The sequence below is a fragment of the Iodobacter sp. CM08 genome (genome assembly GCF_033446605.1).
Classification (GTDB): Bacteria; Pseudomonadota; Gammaproteobacteria; order Burkholderiales; family Chitinibacteraceae; genus Iodobacter.
On the sequence record NZ_JAWQUO010000008.1, the window covers coordinates 76,522 to 97,573 of the forward strand.

Genomic DNA, 21,052 nt, shown 5'->3' on the forward strand with positions numbered 1-21,052 from the left:
CGTGATCTTTGGGCACTAGATCGCCACTAATCGTGGTCACGGTAACGACAAGAGAGATCACGCGTCCAGTTTCGGAAGTTGACCTGCGCACTAGAGAGAACAGCAATGGCACTGGTGCTAATCACCGCTAGATCACGGGTTTCTAGTGCTGCGATATTGCTGGTGCTGAGTGCGGCCACTTGACGTGAAGTCAATACCGCAGCTTGAGCTGTGGTCAGTGCCGCAACTTGATCGGTACCTAAACCACTGGCCACCACGCTGGTGCTCAGTGCCACCACTTGATCCGTCGTCAAATTAGCGACTTGGGCGGTGGTAAAGGCTTTGGATTGCGCGGTGCTCAATGCTGCAATACCGCTGGTTTTTAACACTTGCAGATCAGTGGTTTCCAACGCCGCAATACTGAGAGTAGAGAGTGCGGCGATTTGGCTGGATGACAACGTTGCAGCTTGATCTGTAGTCAGAGCAACAGTTTGATCGCTAGTTAATACGCGCACTTGGCTGGTCGACAAGGCGGCAATCGAGCTGGTGCTCAAGACGGCTACATCACGGGTTTCAAGCGCGGCGATATTGCTGGTGCTGAGCGCGGCCACTTGGCGTGAAGTTAATACCGCAGCTTGGGCGGTGTTCAGCGCTACCGCTTGATCAGTAGTTAAGCCTACCAAGGAAGCAGTGCTGAGGTTGACGGCTTGATCGGTGGTCAAGTTGTTTACTTGATCCGTGGTCAGGGCCTTAACTTGCGCACTGGACAAGACGGCAATGGCGCTAGTGCTAATCACCACTAAATCACGGGTTTCTAGGGCGGCGATATCACTGGTACTAAAGGCCGCTATTTGGCGCGTGGTTAAAACGGCGGCTTGCGCAGTGGTTAAGGCCGCCACTTGATCTGTACGCAGCCCAAGCAAAGCACTACTACTTAGGTTAACTGTCTGATCGGTAGTGAGGTTAGCCACTTGATCTGTGGTCAGTGCCTTAACTTGACTGCTCGACAATATCGAAGTAGGCAAGGTTGTCAGCACCGCCAAATCACGGGTTTCCAAAGCGGCCACATTATTAGTAGATAAGACGGCAACTTGACGAGAGCTCAGTACCGCAACTTGAGCGGTCGTTAGAGCGACCACTTGCTCCGTCGTCAAACCATTTGCAACCGCACTGGTACTTAAGGCCACCACTTGATCTGTGGTTAAATTGCTAATTTGCGTAGTATTAAAAGCGCTCACTTGCGCGGTGCTCAATACGGCAATACCGCTGGTTCTTAATACTTGTAAGTCGGTAGTTTCCAATGCCGCAATGCTGCTGGTAGAAAGTGCAGCAATCTGGCTGGACGACAACGTTGCAGCTTGATCCGTGGTCAGCGCGACCGTTTGATCGCTGGTCAAGACGCGCACTTGGCTAGTCGACAAAGCAGCAATCGAGTTGGTACTCAGCACAGCTACATCACGGGTTTCAAGGGCGGCGATATTGCTGGTGCTGAGCGCAGCCACTTGACGTGAAGTCAAGACCGCAGCTTGATTGCTATTCAGTGCAACCGCTTGATCTGTAGTCAAGCCCGCCAAGGAACCGGTGCTTAAGTTGATCGCTTGATCGGTGGTCAGATTGGTCACTTGATTAGTCGTCAGCGCTTTAACTTGGGCGCTAGACAAGACCGCAATGGCACTGGTGCTAATCACGACTAAATCACGGGTTTCTAAGGCCGCAATATTGCTGGTGCTTAAAGCAGCCACTTGACGTGAAGTCAAGACCGCAGCTTGGTTGCTATTCAGTGCAACCGCTTGATCAGTAGTCAAGCCCGCCAAAGCGCCCGTGCTTAAGTTGACTGCTTGATCGGTGGTAAGGTTCGTCACTTGATCTGTGCTTAAAGCTTTGACTTGCGCGCTAGAGAGGATAGCAATGGCACTGGTACTGATCACCGCTAAGTCACGGGTTTCTAATGCTGCGATATTACTGGTACTGAGCGCGGCCACTTGACGTGTGGTCAAGACTGCAGCTTGATTACTATTCAGCGCAACGGCTTGGTCGGTGGTTAAACCCGCCAAGGCACCCGTGCTTAAGTTGATTGCTTGATCGGTAGTGAGGTTGGTAACTTGATCTGTAGTGAAGGCTTTCACTTGCGCGCTAGATAGCACCGCAATTGCGCTGGTACTGATCACCGCTAGATCACGGGTTTCTAGCGCTGCAATATTGCTGGTGCTGAGCGCGGCTACTTGGCGAGAGCTCAGCACTGCGGCTTGAGCTGTGGTCAGTGCCGCGACTTGATCCGTGCCTAAACCACTGGCAACCACGCTGGTGCTCAAAACCACCACTTGATCTGTGGTTAATGCGGCCACTTGGGCCGTAGTAAAAGCCTTAGATTGCGCGGTGCTTAATGCAGCAATGCCACTGGTTTTTAACACTTGTAGATCGGTGGTTTCTAGTGCCGCGATACTGCTGGTAGAGAGGGCCGCAATTTGGCTAGAGGAGAGTGTTGCAGCTTGATCTGTGGTGAGCGCTACAGTTTGATCGCTGGTTAAGACGCGCACTTGGCTGGTCGACAAGGCAGCAATCGAGTTGGTACTCAGCACAGCTACATCACGGGTTTCAAGGGCGGCGATATTGCTGGTGCTGAGCGCAGCCACTTGACGTGAAGTCAAGACCGCAGCTTGGTTGCTATTCAGTGCAACCGCTTGATCTGTAGTCAAGCCCGCCAAAGCGCTGGTGCTTAAGTTGATCGCTTGATCGGTGGTCAGATTGGTCACTTGATCAGTCGTCAGCGCTTTAACTTGGGCGCTAGACAAGACCGCAATGGCACTGGTGCTAATCACGACTAAATCACGGGTTTCTAAGGCCGCAATATTGCTGGTGCTTAAGGCGGCCACTTGACGTGAAGTCAAGACCGCAGCTTGGTTGCTATTCAGTGCAACCGCTTGATCGGTGGTTAAACCCGCCAAAGCGCCCGTGCTTAAGTTCACGGCTTGATCGGTGGTAAGGTTCGTCACTTGATCTGTGCTTAAAGCTTTGACTTGTGCACTAGAGAGGATGGCAATCGCACTGGTACTGATCACCGCTAGATCACGAGTTTCTAGGGCGGCGATATTGCTGGTACTAAGCGCGGCCACTTGGCGAGAGCTCAGCACTGCCGCTTGGGCGGTGGTGAGGGCTGCAACTTGATCGGTGCCTAAACCACTGGCAACCACGCTGGTACTCAGAGCAACCACTTGATCGGTAGTCAAAGTGGCGACTTGGGCGGTGGTAAAAGCTTTGGATTGCGCGGTGCTTAATGCCGCAATACCGCTGGTTTTTAACACTTGTAGATCAGTGGTTTCCAGCGCCGCGATGCTGCTGGTGGAAAGTGCGGCGATTTGGCTGGACGACAACGTTGCAGCTTGATCCGTAGTTAGGGCGACAGTTTGATCACTGGTTAAGGCACGTATCTGGGCAGTGCTAAGTACCGCCACTTGGGATGTAGTCAGCGCCATAAATTGGCTGGTGCTGAGCTCCGCTATAATTGCTGTATTAAAGCCAGCAATTTGCTGGGTGGTAAGTGCAGCAATTTGACTTGTTGTCAGACCCGTAACGAAGCTCATTTTATATATTCCTTAACTAGTTCTTAATACACAACACCGATGCATGACTTCAAAAATCGGCCTACCCAACAACCGCCAAAATGACCCATTTGGACTACCAATGATGTATCGGCAAAAGCTTAAGTAACTTTATGTCAAGATCATAAGGTGCTTGCACCCTAAATGCCATGTAAGGAAAATAACAATTGAATATAGATTTTGCGCTTGTATTTTTGACTTGCGTTCACCACTAATCAGCATTTCTCACCCAAGTAATTTAAACGTGAGCAGCGACACAACGCCTTGTTTGCAAATCAACTTCATCAAATTACATACTACTGACTACGTTAATGAACCCTTAGCGGCAGCGCTAAGCCGAAACACCTCACTAAGATATAGATATGCATAATCACAAATGCCAAGCATTAAAAACAGCCTTACAAAATACATATAAAATTCATTTAAAAACGATGAAATAACATTATTTTTTATGGTTTTCTTACTGCAATTAATGCGTAGAAATCACATAAAAATTTCCCGATAAAATGCGCTTTTATTGTAAGTGCGAGCTAATTTTTAGTTTTTCCAACTCAAACATCTCCAGCCTTGCCGACTTGCATATTGCTTTAACCGCTGGTCGGGATTCACCACGTAAGCCAGACTAACGGCAGAAAGCAGCGGGATATCGTTGCCTGAATCGCTATATCCATAACTCCCCTGCAGGGTTTCATCTTGCCCATGCAGCCACTCTTGCAAACGCAAAACTTTACCCTGCTGATAAGTCAAAACGTCCTGCACTTCACCAGTGTATTGCTGGTTTTTTACGACCAGATTGATCGCCAAATAGTCATCTATGGCAAGATAGTGAGCAATCGGCCCAACGATATGCTCACCCGTTGCAGAAACAATCACAATTCTATCGCCTGCGGCGCGATGCTTAGCCAGCGTGGCACTCGCTTGGCTAAATACGCACGGTGCAATGCAGCGCTCAATAAACACTGCCACCCAAGCAGCCACCTTATCCACACTGCGCCCACGCAAGGCTTGCAATGTGAACAACATATAGTCTTCCATCCGCAACACGCCTTGGTGATAGGCGCGCATCAAGGCCGCTTCTTGTGCCAGCATGCTGTGCTCTGCCACGCCCTCATCCACTAAAAACTGTAAAAACAAGCTGGCACTATCGCCGTCAATCAAGGTGTCGTCTAAATCAAAAATGGCGAGTGCCATAGGGCTTCCTTCACTCGTTGTAGGGCGGGTAAAACCCGCGTGTTTATTCGGCATTGCTCGCGGGTTTCACCCACCTACAAAAGATGTTTTGCATAGCATGACTTTCTAGCCTTTATCCGCCTTGCCTGCCGCCGCCGCAAAGCCTGCCAATTTGCAATCTAAATAGCTGGCGGTTTGGTCGTGATCTTCAGCGTTTTCTTTGCGGCGGATAGCGTTTCTGACCATATGCGCACCTAACCAGCGGATAGGCTCAGGCGGGAAATAACCCTTAGGCCCACTGACTAAGGAGCTGCGGGTCCAGGCGTTATCTAAACCCAGCACCAAGGAAGATAAAATCTGCCCGCCTAGATAAGTTGGCCCCACGCCATTACCAGAATAACCAAAGCCATAAAAGATGCGCGAATGCTGGTTTAGCTTGCCAAAAAAAGGCAGCCCCGTTACCGATCGATCAGATGGACCATTCCACGACGCCGCAATGGGCACGTCTTGCAAGGCGGGAAAAAACCGCCCCAAGGTTTGTTTGAGTGATGCTTGATAGCGGCTTGGCCGATCAAAAGAGCGCAGCATGCGATTGCCATAGGCAAAGGTATTGCCGCCCTTACCCAGCATGAGGCGGCCATCCACGGTGCTACGATAATAATTGACAAAGATGCGCGAATCACACACCGCTACGCCGCGTGTTAAACCCGTGCGCTTCAGTAAATCGGGGCAAGGCTCGGTGATAATCATATCGGACGACACTACGGCAATACTGCGCGATAGGGCGGGGAACATCGTCGCCATTGAGGCATTCAGCGCCAGCACCACGCTTTTGGCGCGGATACTACCGTGCGGGGTTTGCACCTGCGGCTGCTCGCTCTCGATCAACCGCGTCATGGGGGTGGATTCATAAATCGTCACGCCCATCGCCCGCGCCACTCGGGCCAATCCTCGCACCAAAAGCCCAGGCTGCACGCTACCCCCTACGGGCGAAAAAGCCCCCGCCAAGTGTTGATCGGAACCTGCCATTAGCCGTACTTCCTGCGAAGGCAAAGCCGCCCAGCTCAGCGACTGATGCCGTGCCAGCTCGTTCATCACGCCATCCATACTGCCAAGTTGCGCAGTATTGGTTGCCGTGTACAGCGTGCCATCGATACGCACTTCGGCTTCAATGGCGTGCTCGCGGCAAAACTGGGCGATTTGGTAGACCGCGTCTTCAGAAGCCTTAACAATACGCAAGGCTTCTGCCTCACCAAACAAGCGCTTCAGCGTTAAAAATTTGGTCGCCAAAGTCAACAAGCAGCCGCCATTACGCCCTGATGCGCCGCTGCCGCACAGATCTCGCTCAATCAGCACCACGGCTAAATCGGGCTGAGCTTGTTTAAGCATAATCGCCGTCCACAAGCCAGTGTAGCCGCCCCCCACGATGCAGACATCGGCGTGGATATGCTCAGTTAATGGCTGGGCAGGCGCTGGAGTTTCTTGAATTAATGCCTGCTCAAACCACCATGGCCGAAACACACTCATGGGCGCTCTGCCTTGGCTAAGCGTGCTTCGATATCAGCGAGCACCGGTAGCAGATCGGCAATGCTGTCGATCACATAATGCGCCCCTGCTTGGGCGAGTTTTTCAACGGCAATCGATCGCTTAGCGGCCTGTTCAGCGGCGCTTAGATCACTCCATTCGGCCGCAGTTAAACCTACTTCATTGCCTGACACCGAAAGGCCCACTGTCCACATGCCTGCATTCAAGCCTTCCGTGATGCCCACCGCGGTATCGTCCACTTTTACGCAGGCAGCCACATCGCTGACCGCCAGCTCAAGCACATTTTGCAAAGCCATCCAAGGACCAGGACGCGCCCCGGCTTTTAGATCATCTGCAGCCACCGTGCAATCGGGCGCATAACCCCGCTCACGCGCAATGGGTAGCAGTGCATTCATCACTTGGCGTGGGTAGCCAGTGCAGCTGCCTATCTTTATGCCCTTGCTGCGCAGCTGGGCCACCACGTCTAAAGCACCGCTGATAGGCAGAGAATAATCACCTACTTTCGCGATTTGCAAAGGCATAAATGCGGCGTAAAGCGCATCAACATCGGCGTCCGTCATGGCTCGGCCAAATTTAGCCTGCCAGCGCGCGGCCACCTCAGCCTGCTGGCCCAGCGCCTTAATGTGATCCCACTTCGCTCGGCCCATAGGCACACGCGCCTCGGCCAAAGACACCGCAATGCCAAAGCCAGCAAAGGCCTCAATCAACACCTGTGTCGGTGCAAACGAGCCAAAATCAAGCACCGTACCCGCCCAATCAAAAATCACCGCTTGAATGGGGCCACAGTATGCGCGGGAGTAACGATAGTTCATGATTTGATTCCTTTATATAGATGGGGTGGATAGCGCGTCGCCCGCGTGGGCACAGGTGCCCCCCCCTACAACTCCACTTAGGGTGGGCAGGATTTTCTGCCCACGCGGCATCGCTTAAATATGCAAGCTGTTTACAACCAACCCAGCTCAAGCAAAGCATCGCCAATCGCGGCAATCGCTTGGCTAATTTCGGCTTGATCGATAGCGCCGATGCAGCCCACTCGAAAGGTTTCCACTTCGGTGAGTTTGCCTGGATAGAGCAAAAATCCACGCTGGCATACCGCTTGGTAAAAGCGCTGAAACTTGTACTCAGGATGCGCTGGCGCATAAAAGGTGTAGATGATTGGCGCTTGGAGTGGCGGGACTAAAAATGGCTTTATGCCGAGTTTGGCCATGCCAGCCGCCAGCAGATCACCATTGGCCTGATAGCGGGCAAGGCGGGCAAGCTGGCCGCCCTCGGCCAAATACTGATCCAGCGCGGCACGAAACGCGGCGACCACATGCGTGGGCGGGGTAAAGCGCCATTGACCGGTTTTTTGCATATATTCATATTGATCGCACAAATCCAGCGATAGCGATGGGCTGCGCCCCACCTGCAATGCCGTTTTTTTAACAATCACAAAACCCATGCCCGGCACGCCTTCAAGGCATTTATTGGCCGAGGAGATCAGGGCATCAAACGCCAGCCCTGCTATGGATAGCGCCCCAAATGCCGACATCGAATCTAAGATCAGCCCGCGCCCCGCCGCCTGCACCACGCTAGCCACTTCGGCCACGGGGTTGAGCAGCCCTGTGGCGGTTTCGCAGTGGATCATGCCCACGTGTGAAATGGCTGGATTAGCCGCTAAAGCTTCTTTCACCGCTGCCGCACTCACTGGGATGCCATCGGTAACGGCCAATACCTGTACTTTTAACCCCATCACCTGCGCCATTTTGGCCATTCTTTGGCCGTAAGCGCCGTTCACCAACACCAGTAGTTCTCGATCACGCGGCACCAAGCTGCCAATCGCGGCTTCAACCGCAAAAGTGCCTGAGCCTTGCAAAGGCACGCAGCAGTAATCCGCTCCTACTTCGGCAATTTGTAATAAATCATGACAAATGCTGGCCGTAAGCTGATTAAAGCGAGCATCCCAAGAGCCCCAGTCTGTCAGCATGGCGGTCTTGGTAGCCAGCGTGGTGGTCAAAGGGCCGGGGGTTAATAAAACGGCTTCACGCATAGTTACTCCAGTCATCTAGATGAATTTTTAAATACAAAAAAATGAGCTTGATGCTCGGTGTTGTTTTTGAGAGCCTTAAATCTTGAACCACAGAGAACACTGAGAAGCGCAGAGGTTCACAGAGAAAATCTAATCAAAAAACGAATAGGCACTTCGACGTAAGTTTTCCAATATGATGCCAATCTAGATCGTCATTCTCGGGCAGGCGGGAATCCAGCTGCACTACTGGATCCCCGATAAAGACACTAGGGGATGACGTTTTTTAAATAGGCCTAAATGGCAAGAAAACTTACAGTTACCTACTTATCTGCTTTTTTTGACCGACTTAACTCACGTTTCTCTTGCCCTCCTCCGTGACCTCTGTGCTCTCTGTGATCCAAGGTTTCGCACGGTATCAAAACGATCAAGATGTCATCACCCGCGCCAAGCTTGCGAGCGTTTGCCTAATAGCGCCGATGCCAGCACAAATAATAAGCACACCAAGGCCGAGGTCATGACGATGAGGGTGGCCATGGCTGCGGCGGCGGCGGTGTCGCCTGCGTCGTCCATATTTAACACCGCAAGCGATGAGAGCACGGTGTCTGGCGTATAGAGAAAAATCACTGCCGATACCGTAGTCATGGCCGACACAAAGTAATAGCGGGCGATATCTAAAATGGCAGGCAGGCAAACCGGCACGGTGACGCGGCGGAGTGTTTTCCAGAACGGCACTTTGAGTGATGCGGCTACCGCTTCAAATTCGCTGTCCATTTGCTTAAGCGCGGTGCTGGCCGTGAGATGCGCCGTGGTATAAAAATGCGTGACCGTGCACAGCACTAAGATGCTCATCGTGCCGTACAGCCCATGCAAGGGATTGCTTGGCGCATTAAAGAAAAACACATAGCCCAAACCCAGCACCAAGCCCGGCACGGCCATCGGCAACATCGCTAGCACCCGCAATACGGCCTGTGCCATTGGCGCTGAGCGGAGTTTTTCGTTTAAATAAGCACCGGTAAACACCGTGATTACGCCACAAACCGCCGTCCAAAACGCGAGTTTTAGGCTATTGAAATAAGCCAACCAGCCACCGCCGTCCATTTGTTCGAAATCAAAATGCGCCAGCGTTAAGTTCATATTGTAGGGCCACAGCGTAATCAGCGATGCCGCCACCGCCACGCCCAACATCACCAGCAACCACGTTGCAACGCCACAGCACCAGAGCAAAGCCAAGGCATCACGCAGGGCGGCAGGTTTGGGCACGAGGGGCTGAGCGCGCGAAGTGAGCAAGGCCTTTTGCTGCACCAGATAATCAACCATAAACGACAACACGGCGGGCAAGAGCAGTAGCAAGCCGATCACCGCCCCCTTGGGGAAGTTTTGCTGGCCGATGACTTGCTTATACGCCTCTACCGCCAACACATTAAATTGGCCACCAATCAGCTTTGGCACGCCAAAATCAGTCATCACCAAGGTGAACACCACAAAGCCTGCCGAAATCAAGCCATAGCGCACGGCAGGCAAGGTCACCGTAAACCATTGCCTGATCCGCCCTGCCCCCAAGGATGTAGCCGCTTCATACAGCCGCGCATCGGCAATCGCCAAGGCAGTCAGCAAAATCATTAAGGCATGGGGAAAGGTGTAAAACGCCTCACCCAGCACAATGCCAAGCGGGCCATAAATGCTTACGCCCAGCGGCAGCCAGCTTTTTAATAAGCCCTGATTACCAAATAAATAAACCAGCGAAATCCCAGGTAAAAGCGAAGGCGCAAGCAGCGGAATCAAAGCCAGATAGCGAAACAAGCCCTTACCCGGCATGCGGCTGCGCGTTAAAGCTGCGGCAAATAAATACGCCAGCGGCAGCACAATCAGGGTGGTTGCAATCGACACCCACAGGCTATTGATCACCGCTGGCCAAAAGCTGGCAACGGCGGTGATTTCAATAAAATTAGCCAGCCAAATCCACTCGCCCGTTTGCGATAGCATGGCTTTGCCAAGAATCGCCAATAAGGGGCCAGCCACGCCTAGCAATAGCAACGCAGCAATCAAATAGCTGATGCCCCCCGCCATTCTTTCTGGCAGATCCAGCTTTATACCAAGGCTCATTGCGTGGCTCCTGCGGCAAAAACGCGCAGTTCTTTATGCGGCAAAGTCACGGGGATGCGTTGCTCAATCGATAACTGCAGTACCGCCATTTGATCGCGGCTTAGATCGGCAATCAGCGAGGTGTTCCATTGCGGCACCCACAGGCTAACGCGATAAAAGCCGCCAAGTAATTCAATTTTGCTTACATCCGCTAGCGCCGTATTGGGCTCACGCAATAGCACCGAATCCCAAACCGAGTGCAAACGCACGGCTTCAGGGCGAATAAATAATTCTAAAACCGAGCCCACCGGATGCGGCGGCAGATGCAAGGCATAGAGCTCCGCCCCGCCTACAGCAAGGCACTGATTGCCCAGCACCGTGGCGGGCAGCCAGTTGGATTTACCTACAAAATCTGCCACAAAGCGGCTTTGCGGATGGCTGTAAATTTCTTCAGGCGTGCCAATTTGCTCGATCACGCCGTGGTTCATCACCACAATCCGATCGGCCATGGTGAGCGCTTCATCTTGATCGTGCGTCACCATAATGGTGGTAATGCCGAGACGTTGTTGCAGGCTGCGAATTTCTTTACGCAAATGCTCACGCACCCGCGCATCCAGCGCAGACAGTGGCTCATCCAGCAATAACAACCCAGGTGAAGTAGCCAGTGCGCGCGCCAAAGCCACCCGCTGCTGCTGGCCACCCGATAATTGCGCCGGATATTTTTTTTCTATGCCTGAAAGGCCAATCAACTCCAACAAGCTGCTGACGCGTGCCGCCTTATCGCTGCTCCGACCATTCAGCCCATAAGCGATATTCTCAGCCACGTTTAAATTAGGAAATAAAGCATAAGACTGAAACACAATGCCGTAATCACGCTTGGCCGCAGGCAGGCGAGTAATGTCTTTACCCTCTACCCACATTTCCCCCGCATCGGCCGCTTCAAGGCCTGCAATCAGGCGCAGCAAAGTGGTTTTGCCGCAGCCAGAAGGGCCAAGCAAGCACAGCAACTCCCCTTTTTTTACCGAAAGCGAGATCTGCTTTAACGCGGTAAACGCGCCAAAATATTTAACCAAACCTTCAATCGTTAAATAATCAGCGCTTTGCACGGGGTTTATATCTGTATTTCTATTCATTGATCTTGCCTAATGCGATTGCAAAAAAATCTAGGAGCCTGTCAGACTTAGGCGTCCGTAGCGAAAAAACGCTCGGTTCGAGACAGATTTTGTGCGTTTTTGAGGCGAATAGCTGGCTATTTAACGAAAAAATGCGCGAAATATGGCCGAACCCGACGTTTTTGCAGTAGGACAGTCCTAAGTCTGACAGGCTGCTAGGGGCACGGCATGCCGTGCCCCTACAGAGGGATTAAATCTTATTTTTTTGCTTCCGATTTAGCATCGTAACGACGCGTCCATTCGGCGAGGATTTTGTCGCGATTAGCTGCCGACCAGCGCAGATCTTGCTTAATCAACAGCTGCTCGTAGTTGGCAGGGATATGCGCGTTAGGCTTGGCGACCCCAGGATAGGCCACCACGGCAAAGTTTTTCTCATACAGCTCATTCGCGCTTTTGGAAGCAGACCAATCCGCTAGCTTTTTAGCCGCATCAAGGTTTTTAGTGCCTTTCATAATGGCGGTGGCTTCTACATCCCAACCCAAGCCTTCCTTAGGAAAGATCAGATCCAGCGGCGCGCCGCCGTCTTTAAGCTTGGCTGCACGGTATTCAAAAGAAATGCCAATCGGGAATTCGCCAGCGGCGGCTTGTTTGCAAGGCTTAGAGCCAGAATGCGTGTACTGCGCCATGTTTTCGTGCAGCTTATCCATATAAGCCCAGCCGTCTTTCTCACCAAACATTTTCAGCCACGCCGTTACATCAAAATAACCCGTACCGCTTGAAGCCGGATTAGGCATCACGATCTTGCCTTTGTACTCAGGCTTTAATAAATCTTTCCAGCTTTCCGGTTTTTTTAAGCCCAGCTTGGCGGCTTCTGCGGTATTAAAACAAAGCGTTGCGCCCCATACATCCATCCCTACCCAAGCAGGTGGATTGGCATCATCAACGTATTGCTTAGATAATTTTTCTACGCCTTTAGCCGCATATCCATGCAACATACCTTCTTTTTCTAACACCAGCAGGCTGGTCGCCGCCACACCTAGCACCGCATCGGCAACCGGTGCACTTTTTTCTGCCAGCAATTTAGCCGTGATAATACCGGTTGAATCACGTACCCATTTCAGCTTAATACCTGGGTTTTGCTCTTCAAATTGAGCCTGATAAGACTTAAGTTGATCGGCTTCTAATGCGGTATAAACAGTCAGAGAAGTCTCTGCAAAAGCATGTCCGGCAAGCAGCACGGAAAGCAATACGGCAATACGGGTCATTATTCAATCCTTTCACGAACGGTAAAGTAGCTGGGGAACGTGAAGGATTCTAAGAAAGTTACATTACACTAGCATGACGTCTAGACGAATATTCAATGACGAGGGAGTGAGGCGCTGTTTGCTGCACCCAATGTGCGATAGGGCGTAAGCAAATCGTATGGCGCCATAGGGCTTGAGTAATTTTAAGGGATGTTACGCAGCAGTCATTTTTCAGTGCCTTTGGCACGTTGATTTTGGTGCGCCCCCCCCACAAGCCAACAAAGCAGCTCTGAGTTACAATGCGCGTTTAGCGGCAGGCTCTGCCCTGCCGCGTATTTTTCTGGATTTTGCTATGTCTACGCCCCGCGTGCTGTCTGTTATCCCTCCGATGACGCAGCTCAACACACCCTACCCTTCTACCGCCTATATCACGGGTTTTTTGCGCTCGCGTGATGTGGATGCCGTGCAGGAGGATTTGGCGCTGGCGCTGGTGCTCAGGCTATTTTCTAAGCAAGGTTTGCTCGAGGTTAAAAGCTGTATCGAAGCCATGCCAGCGCGTCAGCGCAGCTTTCAGGTGCAAGCTTTTTATGAGCAGTTTGATCTTTACCTTGCCACCATCAGCCCCGCCATTGCCTTTTTGCAGGGCAGAGACTCCACGGTGGGCCACCGCATTTGCTCGCGCCAATTTTTGCCTGAGGGTTCCCGCTTTGAATCCTTAGATGTATATGTGGACGACGAAGGCGGCGATCCGCTGGCTTGGGCTTTTGGTGCGCTGGGCATGCAAGATCGGGCGCGGCATTTGGCTACGCTGTATCTGAATGATATTTCGGATGTATTACGCGATGCGGTTGATCCACGTTTTGAATTTGTGCGTTATGCCGAATCCCTAGCATCCAGCCAACCCACCTTTGATCCGCTGGCTAAGGCGCTGGGCGAGCCACTCAATCTAGTCGATGCCACGCTGCTAGAATTAACGCTGGCATCGGTTAAAAAGCACGCTCCTACCATCGTACTGGTTTCGGTGCCCTTCCCCGGCGCGGTGTATGCAGCCTTTAGAATTGCTCAGGCGATTAAACAGCATCACCCTGATATCGTGCTGGCGCTAGGCGGCGGCTTTGTGAATACCGAGCTGCGCGAGATGTCCGACCCGCGCGTATTTGATTATTTTGATTATGTGACGCTGGACGATGGCGAGCGCCCGCTACTGGCGCTGCTCGATCATCTTTATGCCAAGCGCAGCCAGCAACGCTTGGTGCGCACCTTTGTTAGAAACGATGGGGTGGTCAAATATATTAACTTTGTCGAGCCAGACATCGCCTTTGCCGAAGTCGGCACCCCCACGTGGGATGGCTTGCCAATTGATCGCTATTTATCTTTATTAGATATGCTCAACCCCATGCACCGGCTGTGGTCAGATGGGCGCTGGAATAAGCTGACGGTGGCGCACGGCTGCTACTGGAAAAAATGCAGCTTTTGCGATGTTAGCCTTGATTACATCTCGCGCTACGACGGCGCATCCGCCGCCACCTTGGTTGATCGTATCGAAGAAATCATTCTAGAGACCGGCCAAACCGGCTTTCACTTTGTTGACGAAGCCGCCCCGCCTAAAGCACTAAAAACACTGGCAGCAGAATTACAAAAGCGCAATCTGGCGATTTCTTGGTGGGGTAATATCCGCTTTGAAAAATCCTTCAGCCCCGAGCTGTGTCAGTCTCTGGCAGATAGCGGCTGTATTGCGATTTCTGGCGGGCTAGAAGTCGCCTCGGATCGATTGCTTACCTTAATGAAAAAAGGTGTATCCATCGATCAAGTAGCCAGAGTGACGCGGGCCTTTACCGATGCCGGCATCTTAGTCCACGCTTACCTGATGTATGGCTTCCCGACCCAAACCGTGCAAGATACCGTGGATGCGCTGGAATACGTGCGTCAGCTGTTTGCCGAGGGCTGCATTCAATCCGGCTTTTTCCACCGCTTTGCCTGCACTGTGCACTCGCCTGTCGGCCAACACCCCGAAGAATACGGCATTGAGCTGCTGCCGCTGCCGGAAGTCACCTTCGCCAAAAACGATGTGGGCTTTATTGACCCCACCGGCGTAGACCACGATGTCCTTGGCGTAGCGCTGAATAAAGCGCTGTACAACTATATGCACGGCATTGGTCTGGATGACGATGTGCGGGTATGGTTTAGCGGAAAAGTGCCACGCACCACCGTGCCAAGAAATAAAATTGCTAAAGCGCTAGCGGCTAAGGGCTAGCCGTTTTACTCGCTTACCCGCAAAATCATCTGCTCATTCTTCAGCGTAATATCAAAGCGCTTAAGAATATTCATGCCTAATAAGACTTCATCGCTCATATTAGGCACGACGCCAACGCTGGCGTTTTCAAACTCAAAGGGGCCAAACTGCAGTTGGGATAAGCGAGATGCATAGCCTTCCACTTCGCCATTGGCTGTTTGGCTTAGCATCGGCTCGCCGCGCTCTAAATTCAAACGCTGCGCCAAAGCCGCATTCAGCGCGATAGTGGTGGCGCCTGTATCGATCAGCATCACTACAGGTTGGCCATTAATACTGCCATTGAGGCGAAAATGCCCGTCTTTAGAACGCTTTAAAACTAAGGTCTGCCCTTGGCCAGCACTCAATGCTATACGCGTATTTGGATTATATTGATGCGCTAAAAAAACATTAAAACCCCAGTAAATTCCCGCCGCCACCACCAGCCATACCATCACAATAGAAAACGTAGAACGCATACCACTCCAGTTAAGAATTTAATTTTGGCTCATCGCTAAGGTAGCCAGCATAACGCAATGTATGCCGCCCAGCCGCTTTAGCCTTATACAGCGCCACATCGGCCGAGCCAATCAAGGCATCCATATCGTCCCCATCGGCCGGATACCACGCCAAGCCAATGCTCATTCCTACTTGCACTAATTGGCCGTCAATCACCACCAACTCATCAAAACTGGCCAAAATACGCTGGCAAATAGTGATTGCGCCTTCTCGGCTAATCGGTGCCGTAAAAATCAAAGCGAATTCATCGCCACCCAAACGCGCCACCGTGTCGCAATGGCGTAGCGCATAATTTAAACGCTGTGCCACCAAATGCAAAAGCTGATCGCCTGCACCATGCCCCATACTATCGTTGATTCGCTTAAAGTGATCTAGATCGACCAAGGCCAAGGCAAATTCACACTGCTGCCTTTGTGCCCAAGTGAATGCTTGCACTAATCGATCTTGAAACATTCTTCTATTTGGCAGGCCCGTTAATGCATCGCTATATGCCATTTCCTCTAGCTTAGTTTGGCTAACACGTAATTGCTGTGAAGTGATTTTATGCATTAATACTTCTACTGATAATTCTTTGGTTCTGAGGCTTACTTTTTCTTCCAAAGAGTTTTTATATTCTTCGGCCTCCAATAAACGTGCTGTTTTTTCTGCAACAGCTACACGTAATGCGGCAGCTTTTTCTCTTTTTAGGCTATTTACTTTTTCAGCCAAGGCTTGAGAAAACAAAATAGCACTCCAAGCACCGGCAATAAAATAAAATTTGGTATTAAATGAATTAGCCTCAATTACGCCTTGAGTCACCATCACTAATAAACCATTACCAACAACAGTTGGCCCCTCGCCTAGCAAATAATATCTTGCCCAGAGTGAGCCTTTAAAGCTTAAATAAATAGACATTAACAATACTGGCGGAAGCCATAATGCACCTGCCCATTGGGTGAATTTTTCTGCCTCAGTAAATCGCCCCAAAGCCACTAAACCAAGCGCAAACAGGTAAACAAGCACTGCTGCATACATAATAAAATCAAACCATTTTTTTTTGCTTATAATTACCCAATAAAGAAATTGCAAATAGTATTGAAAACATCCCCGTAATTGCAACCACAATAGAGGTAATGCCAAAATATTGGTGCAGCTCGGCCAACCCTATCGTCCTCCACCCTAAGGAGCTAATATTCAAAGTAAAAAACATATAACTTATAATAGTAAAAAAATAAATCAAAAAAATACGGTCTTTCAGCCTAAAATATATTAATAAATTATAAATAGCTAAGCCAAGCATGACCCCCATTAAGGCACCATAGAATAGATATTTTTTTAATGCCTTATCGGTCCAATCTTCTAATTGCCAAACTTTTAAGGGGAATATATAAGCGCTATAGCTTGTTGCCCGCCAATAAAGAGTAGTAGACAATTCATGATTAAAATCAAAGGGAAGTAAGTACTGAGGGTTAGTCTCGCTGCGGGTGGTGAGCAGGCTCAGCTTAGTTGATTTTTTAACCGTGTAATTGCCTTTTTCATCGGGAGCATAGAACCATAATTCAGGGGGGGGTAAATAAGGAATAATCAATCCACCAGCGTTTAGACGTGTTTGGCGTTCGCTCAAGTTTTAAACGAAACCAAACTGGATGGTGGATCTGAGCTAAAACAGTACGCCCTTGGCAAGCCGTAAAATCCGCCTTGGAACGGACCTCATCAAAGCTCATTTTTTCAGTGGGATCAATAAAATATTCTAGCTGCCCATTGATTGCACCCCCGCTGCTATTTGCGTTTAAAACCAAAGGTGAAGCAGCCTGATTCGCCATAATCAACGAAGGTAGGCCACACACAAACAAGACAATAAGCAATTTAAGCATATATTGTTATTTTAATACTCTGTTTTATCCAATAATTCATTTTAAAATATTAATATGAAATAATAAATAAAAAACACTAACTAGTAGCAAATTAACAATTACTTACTATTTTAAACGCTAAACAATAGAAATCTGACAAAATAAAACCTGATTATGTCTCTTGCTCATTTTTTGTCGTTTGTCTGAGCATATCAACGTGAATAGAGTTAACTCGTAGGGGCGCTGCTTGCTGCGCCCTCGCTGAAAAGGGCGCAGCAAGCAGCGCCCCTACGTAGCTATTGAAGAAACTTTTTAATGCTTCACATCCCAAAAATCCCCTTTAATAAATCCACCGCATTAGGCGATTTAGGCTTTTCTGATTTTTCACCATCTGGCGCATGCTGCATGGCGGGCATGCCCATCATGCTGGTCGCCATAGATTTCAGCCGAATTTTTGCCGCCCACTGTGGGTTCCATACGGCTTTGGGGTCTTTAGGGCGAGGCGGGTAAGCTAGATTAAGCTCATCGCCATAGGCAATAATGCGCAACATGCCTTGGCCAACGGCTTCTTTGGGCGCTTTGCATTCTGTGCTGCTGGCAGGGAGCAGAACCTTTTCTTTTAGCCAGCGATCAATCGCGGTATTAGGCTGGTAATCCAGCAGGCCAAAGCCGGTATCGGGCAATTCGCTAGAGCTCCAAAACACCATTTCATCTTGATTTTTCATGCTCATGCTAGCCATAAACCACGCTCTTGCTTGCGGCATGGCCTGCCAATTAAACACCACCGCCTGGCCTTCATCGCGCTGCTTTAAATCAATGGCAGGCATTAAATCGTGCTGAGCATCTAGGCTAAATTTTAAGCCATCGGGCACGCCATCCCCGCTAAACTCGTGCTCGCCTTGCAAAGAGGCGCCGTCGCTAATCATGCGGCTATCGCTTTTATTAGGCCAAATTGGGCGGCCCAGCGTACTATGCGCGCCGCGCGTGGTGGCTCGACGGCTTTGAAAAACCTTGGCAAATTCCGCCATGCTGGCCGTTGCCATATCCAGCACATGCGGCTGGCCTTTACGTACCTCGCTACCACAGCCCCAATACAGCAAAATTTTACCCTTAGGCCGCTGAAACTCGGGGGCAGGGGCGGCTTCATCATCGCCTTCAGTGGCGGGAACCGGCTTGCCTTCCTGTGGGCTGAGCAAACTTAAGCTAAGTGCTAGTTGACTAGCGGCAGGTACTTTTTGTATGCCTTCTTGCAGATTCGGGTTTTTGCGCGTGCTTAGCGTTACATCCATCCAGCGCCCCACCTGGCCTGTCTGGGTATTACCAAAGACATTACCGCCCTTGCCTCCCCCAAACATCCCGCCCAATAATCCACCCATTCCGCCTAATCCAACAGGCATCATCGAGCCTGAGTAAGTGGCCAAATCCATCCAAACTTGCGCCACGGGTGGCGTTGCCTTAGGGGGGGTTGCGGCATACGTCAGGCTGGCGCAGCCCAGCACGCACAGATACATGGCACGCATGAAAACCTCGCAAAAGAATAGGAATTGCTCCTAGTTCTAGATGAAAATTAACAGGGTATCCACATATAGTTTGATTGCTGCTGCAACTTAGAGTGGGCACGATTTTGTGCCCACGCGTGGCAATGTTAGCTATTTCCACGTGGGCACAATCGTGCCCACCCTACATTAATATCACCATTTGCCGCCACGGCGACTTTTGCCTACGGGGCTTGGCCGGCGGCTGGTGTTTTGCTTTTGTAGCAGTTGGTCAATTTTCTCTGAAGTGGATTGCATCAAAGATTCGGCCATTTCACCGCTAGGAAAGGTATCCGGCATTCTAAAGCCCAGCCAAGCATAGGCAGAATAGAGCTTGCAGGTGTCTTCTAAATATTGCAGCTCATTGCGCCCGCCTAGGCCATCCATGCGCAGCAGTGGCACGGTTTTGCGCTTGGCTCTGGCTTGCGTCCAGTCTTTGAATGCTGATTCTAGCATGGCAAATTTAGTGGAAATGGGGCAAAGGCTAAACACAAATCTATCGGTAAGCGGCAAGAGCAAGGTATCTAGCCAGCGGGCTTTTTCGATTTGCTCGCTTAAATTGGCCGGTAAGAAAAACTCATCGTGCACATTAATATGCTTGGCAAATAGCTCGAGCAGCGGCTGCAATTTGGTTTCGCCGGTTGCGCCAGAAATCTGCTGCAAATAATCGAGGTTTGGCGATACAAAAAAGCCGGTTGCCGGTAAAGCCTCTATTTTTTGCTTAAGTAGCTCGGCAATCATTTGGTGGGTTTTAGCATCTAAGCCCGCCACAAAGCCCGCTTCATGCTCGCCAAAGCGCCCTGCCCGCCCAGCAATTTGCTTGGCTAGCGATGCGGCAATAGTACCCTCGGCGTAACCATCCCATTTATTGGCGGTGGTAAAAATAATCCGCCTAGCGGGGGTATTGAGGCCCATGCCGATGGCGTCGGTACCAACCACAATTTTGGTGGTGCCATCAATAAATCGCTCGGCCTGTGCTTGGCGCACTTCAGGGGATAAATTGCCGTAAATGGCAGAAACCTTAAAGCCCTGCTCAATCGCCTGATCCCGCCAGTTCAGCACTTCGCGGCGGGAAAAAGCGATCAGCACGTCGCCAGCTTGCAAATTAGATAGCGAGCCTAGCGGTTTTTTCTCCATTTCCAGCGGCGACATACGCTCTAATTTGCGCACTTCCAGCGTGCCGCCTACGCGTTTGACTAGGGATTCAATGGCAGGCTGGGCCTCTAATGCGCCCAGCAAATACACGGTACTGGCCGGTACACCACACACTGCCGCCGTCCAAGCCGCACCACGATCCTGATCTTCTAAAAGCTGAATCTCATCAATCACCGCCACCTCAATCATCCGATTGGGATTAAGCATTTCTACCGTGCTGGCTACGTGAGTGGCTTCTGGGTGCAGCTTTCTTTGCTCGCCGGTAATTAAACTCACCGCCACGCCCGCCTCAGAGAGACGGCGATAGTTTTCTAAAGCCAGCAAGCGTAAAGGGGCCAGATACACACCCGATTTAGCTTTGAGTAAATGCTGCATGGCGGCGTGGGTTTTGCCCGAATTGGTTGGGCCTAAAATAGCAATAAAGTGCCGAGGCATGGCCTGCGCCACGGTAAAGGATTCGGGGTAGAGCGATAAATTGACCGCATTATGGGTTTTATCCTCTTGCCGCGTGGCCGTTTTGCCCAGTTTTTGTGCAGCAATCCGATCCAAGGCCAGTTGGCAGCGAAACCGCGCCAGCTCATATTTAGCCTGAAACGCGGTAAAGGTGCTGCTTGGGTCTAGCTCAAAATCATTGGCAATCGCCAGCACTTGCTCAGCGCAGTGTAATAGCTGCGCCTCAAGCTTGGCGCGGGCCTCATTATTCCAACGCGCTTTGAGCATCTCAAAACGCGCCGCAGCATCCAGCTTGCGCCACTTGCTGGTTTTACCCAAAAAACCTTCATCTGGCACCAGATGATAAGCAATCTGCCGCCCGCCCAGCTCAATCTCCCCCTGCACCGATACGGCATAGCAGCCATCGGTAGTCACCAGCGTGGCGTGATGCAGCTGCAGATAATGATTGATTTGCAAAATGTCTGGGGTGTCGATCAAGGGTTCAGTCATGGCTTCCTACGATAATATAAATGGCGTGCGCCTATAAGCGCCGAAGTATACAGCCTGTAAC

Annotated in this window: 15 protein-coding genes; 1 reads left to right on the plus strand and 14 read right to left on the minus strand. The window is 50.9% G+C overall.

Features of this window, described 5'->3' with window-relative positions; genetic code table 11:
* Nucleotides 1–26 precede the first annotated feature (26 nt).
* The 8 genes from R6242_RS06070 to R6242_RS06105 form a co-directional block, all read right to left on the minus strand.
* Nucleotides 27–3,560, minus strand: a complete 3,534-nt coding sequence (locus R6242_RS06070; RefSeq protein WP_318425036.1) for a hypothetical protein — start codon at nt 3,558–3,560, stop codon at nt 27–29.
* A 555-nt stretch (nt 3,561–4,115) separates the two neighbouring features.
* Complete coding sequence (locus tag R6242_RS06075) at nt 4,116–4,769, minus strand: HAD family hydrolase (protein ID WP_318425039.1); 654 nt, start codon at nt 4,767–4,769, stop codon at nt 4,116–4,118.
* Nucleotides 4,770–4,874: 105 nt separating this feature from the next.
* Nucleotides 4,875–6,275, minus strand: coding sequence for an FAD-dependent oxidoreductase (locus R6242_RS06080; RefSeq protein ID WP_318425043.1), 1,401 nt, complete (start codon nt 6,273–6,275; stop codon nt 4,875–4,877).
* Complete coding sequence (phnX, locus tag R6242_RS06085; protein ID WP_318425046.1) at nt 6,272–7,105, minus strand: phosphonoacetaldehyde hydrolase; 834 nt, start codon at nt 7,103–7,105, stop codon at nt 6,272–6,274. The genes R6242_RS06080 and phnX overlap by 4 nt, the downstream gene beginning before the upstream one ends.
* 131 nt (nt 7,106–7,236) lie before the next feature.
* Entirely contained in the window at nt 7,237–8,322 is a 1,086-nt protein-coding gene (locus R6242_RS06090; protein ID WP_318425049.1) for a 2-aminoethylphosphonate--pyruvate transaminase, read from the minus strand.
* Between the two features lie 414 nt (nt 8,323–8,736).
* A complete protein-coding gene (locus R6242_RS06095) occupies nt 8,737–10,404 on the minus strand; it encodes a putative 2-aminoethylphosphonate ABC transporter permease subunit (protein ID WP_318425051.1) in 1,668 nt (555 codons plus the stop codon).
* Nucleotides 10,401–11,516 (minus strand): putative 2-aminoethylphosphonate ABC transporter ATP-binding protein, encoded by a 1,116-nt coding sequence (locus tag R6242_RS06100; RefSeq protein ID WP_318425054.1) that lies wholly within the window; start codon nt 11,514–11,516, stop codon nt 10,401–10,403. The genes R6242_RS06095 and R6242_RS06100 overlap by 4 nt, the downstream gene beginning before the upstream one ends.
* Before the next feature lie 236 nt (nt 11,517–11,752).
* The gene (locus tag R6242_RS06105; protein ID WP_318425057.1) at nt 11,753–12,760 is read right to left on the minus strand and encodes a putative 2-aminoethylphosphonate ABC transporter substrate-binding protein; all 1,008 of its coding nucleotides are present in this window, start codon (nt 12,758–12,760) and stop codon (nt 11,753–11,755) included.
* A 331-nt stretch (nt 12,761–13,091) separates the two neighbouring features.
* On the opposite strand from R6242_RS06105, the gene R6242_RS06110 reads away from it, so the two are divergent.
* Nucleotides 13,092–14,993 (plus strand): B12-binding domain-containing radical SAM protein, encoded by a 1,902-nt coding sequence (locus R6242_RS06110; RefSeq protein WP_318425059.1) that lies wholly within the window; start codon nt 13,092–13,094, stop codon nt 14,991–14,993.
* 5 nt (nt 14,994–14,998) lie between these two features.
* Here R6242_RS06110 and R6242_RS06115 read toward each other — a convergent pair whose 3' ends face one another.
* The 6 genes from R6242_RS06115 to R6242_RS06135 form a co-directional block, all read right to left on the minus strand.
* Entirely contained in the window at nt 14,999–15,487 is a 489-nt protein-coding gene (locus tag R6242_RS06115) for a retropepsin-like aspartic protease (RefSeq protein ID WP_318425061.1), read from the minus strand.
* A 10-nt stretch (nt 15,488–15,497) separates the two neighbouring features.
* Entirely contained in the window at nt 15,498–16,541 is a 1,044-nt protein-coding gene (locus R6242_RS06120) for a diguanylate cyclase (protein ID WP_318425063.1), read from the minus strand.
* A 7-nt stretch (nt 16,542–16,548) separates the two neighbouring features.
* Entirely contained in the window at nt 16,549–17,130 is a 582-nt protein-coding gene (locus R6242_RS06125) for a 7TM diverse intracellular signaling domain-containing protein (protein ID WP_318425066.1), read from the minus strand.
* Nucleotides 17,066–17,380, minus strand: coding sequence for a 7TM-DISM domain-containing protein (locus tag R6242_RS22275; RefSeq protein WP_412099668.1), 315 nt, complete (start codon nt 17,378–17,380; stop codon nt 17,066–17,068). Before R6242_RS22275 ends, R6242_RS06125 begins: the two co-directional genes overlap by 65 nt.
* A gap of 299 nt (nt 17,381–17,679) precedes the next feature.
* Complete coding sequence (locus R6242_RS06130; protein ID WP_318425068.1) at nt 17,680–18,879, minus strand: hypothetical protein; 1,200 nt, start codon at nt 18,877–18,879, stop codon at nt 17,680–17,682.
* A 171-nt stretch (nt 18,880–19,050) separates the two neighbouring features.
* Complete coding sequence (locus tag R6242_RS06135) at nt 19,051–20,991, minus strand: helicase-related protein (RefSeq protein ID WP_318425070.1); 1,941 nt, start codon at nt 20,989–20,991, stop codon at nt 19,051–19,053.
* Between the last annotated feature and the right edge of the window lie 61 nt (nt 20,992–21,052).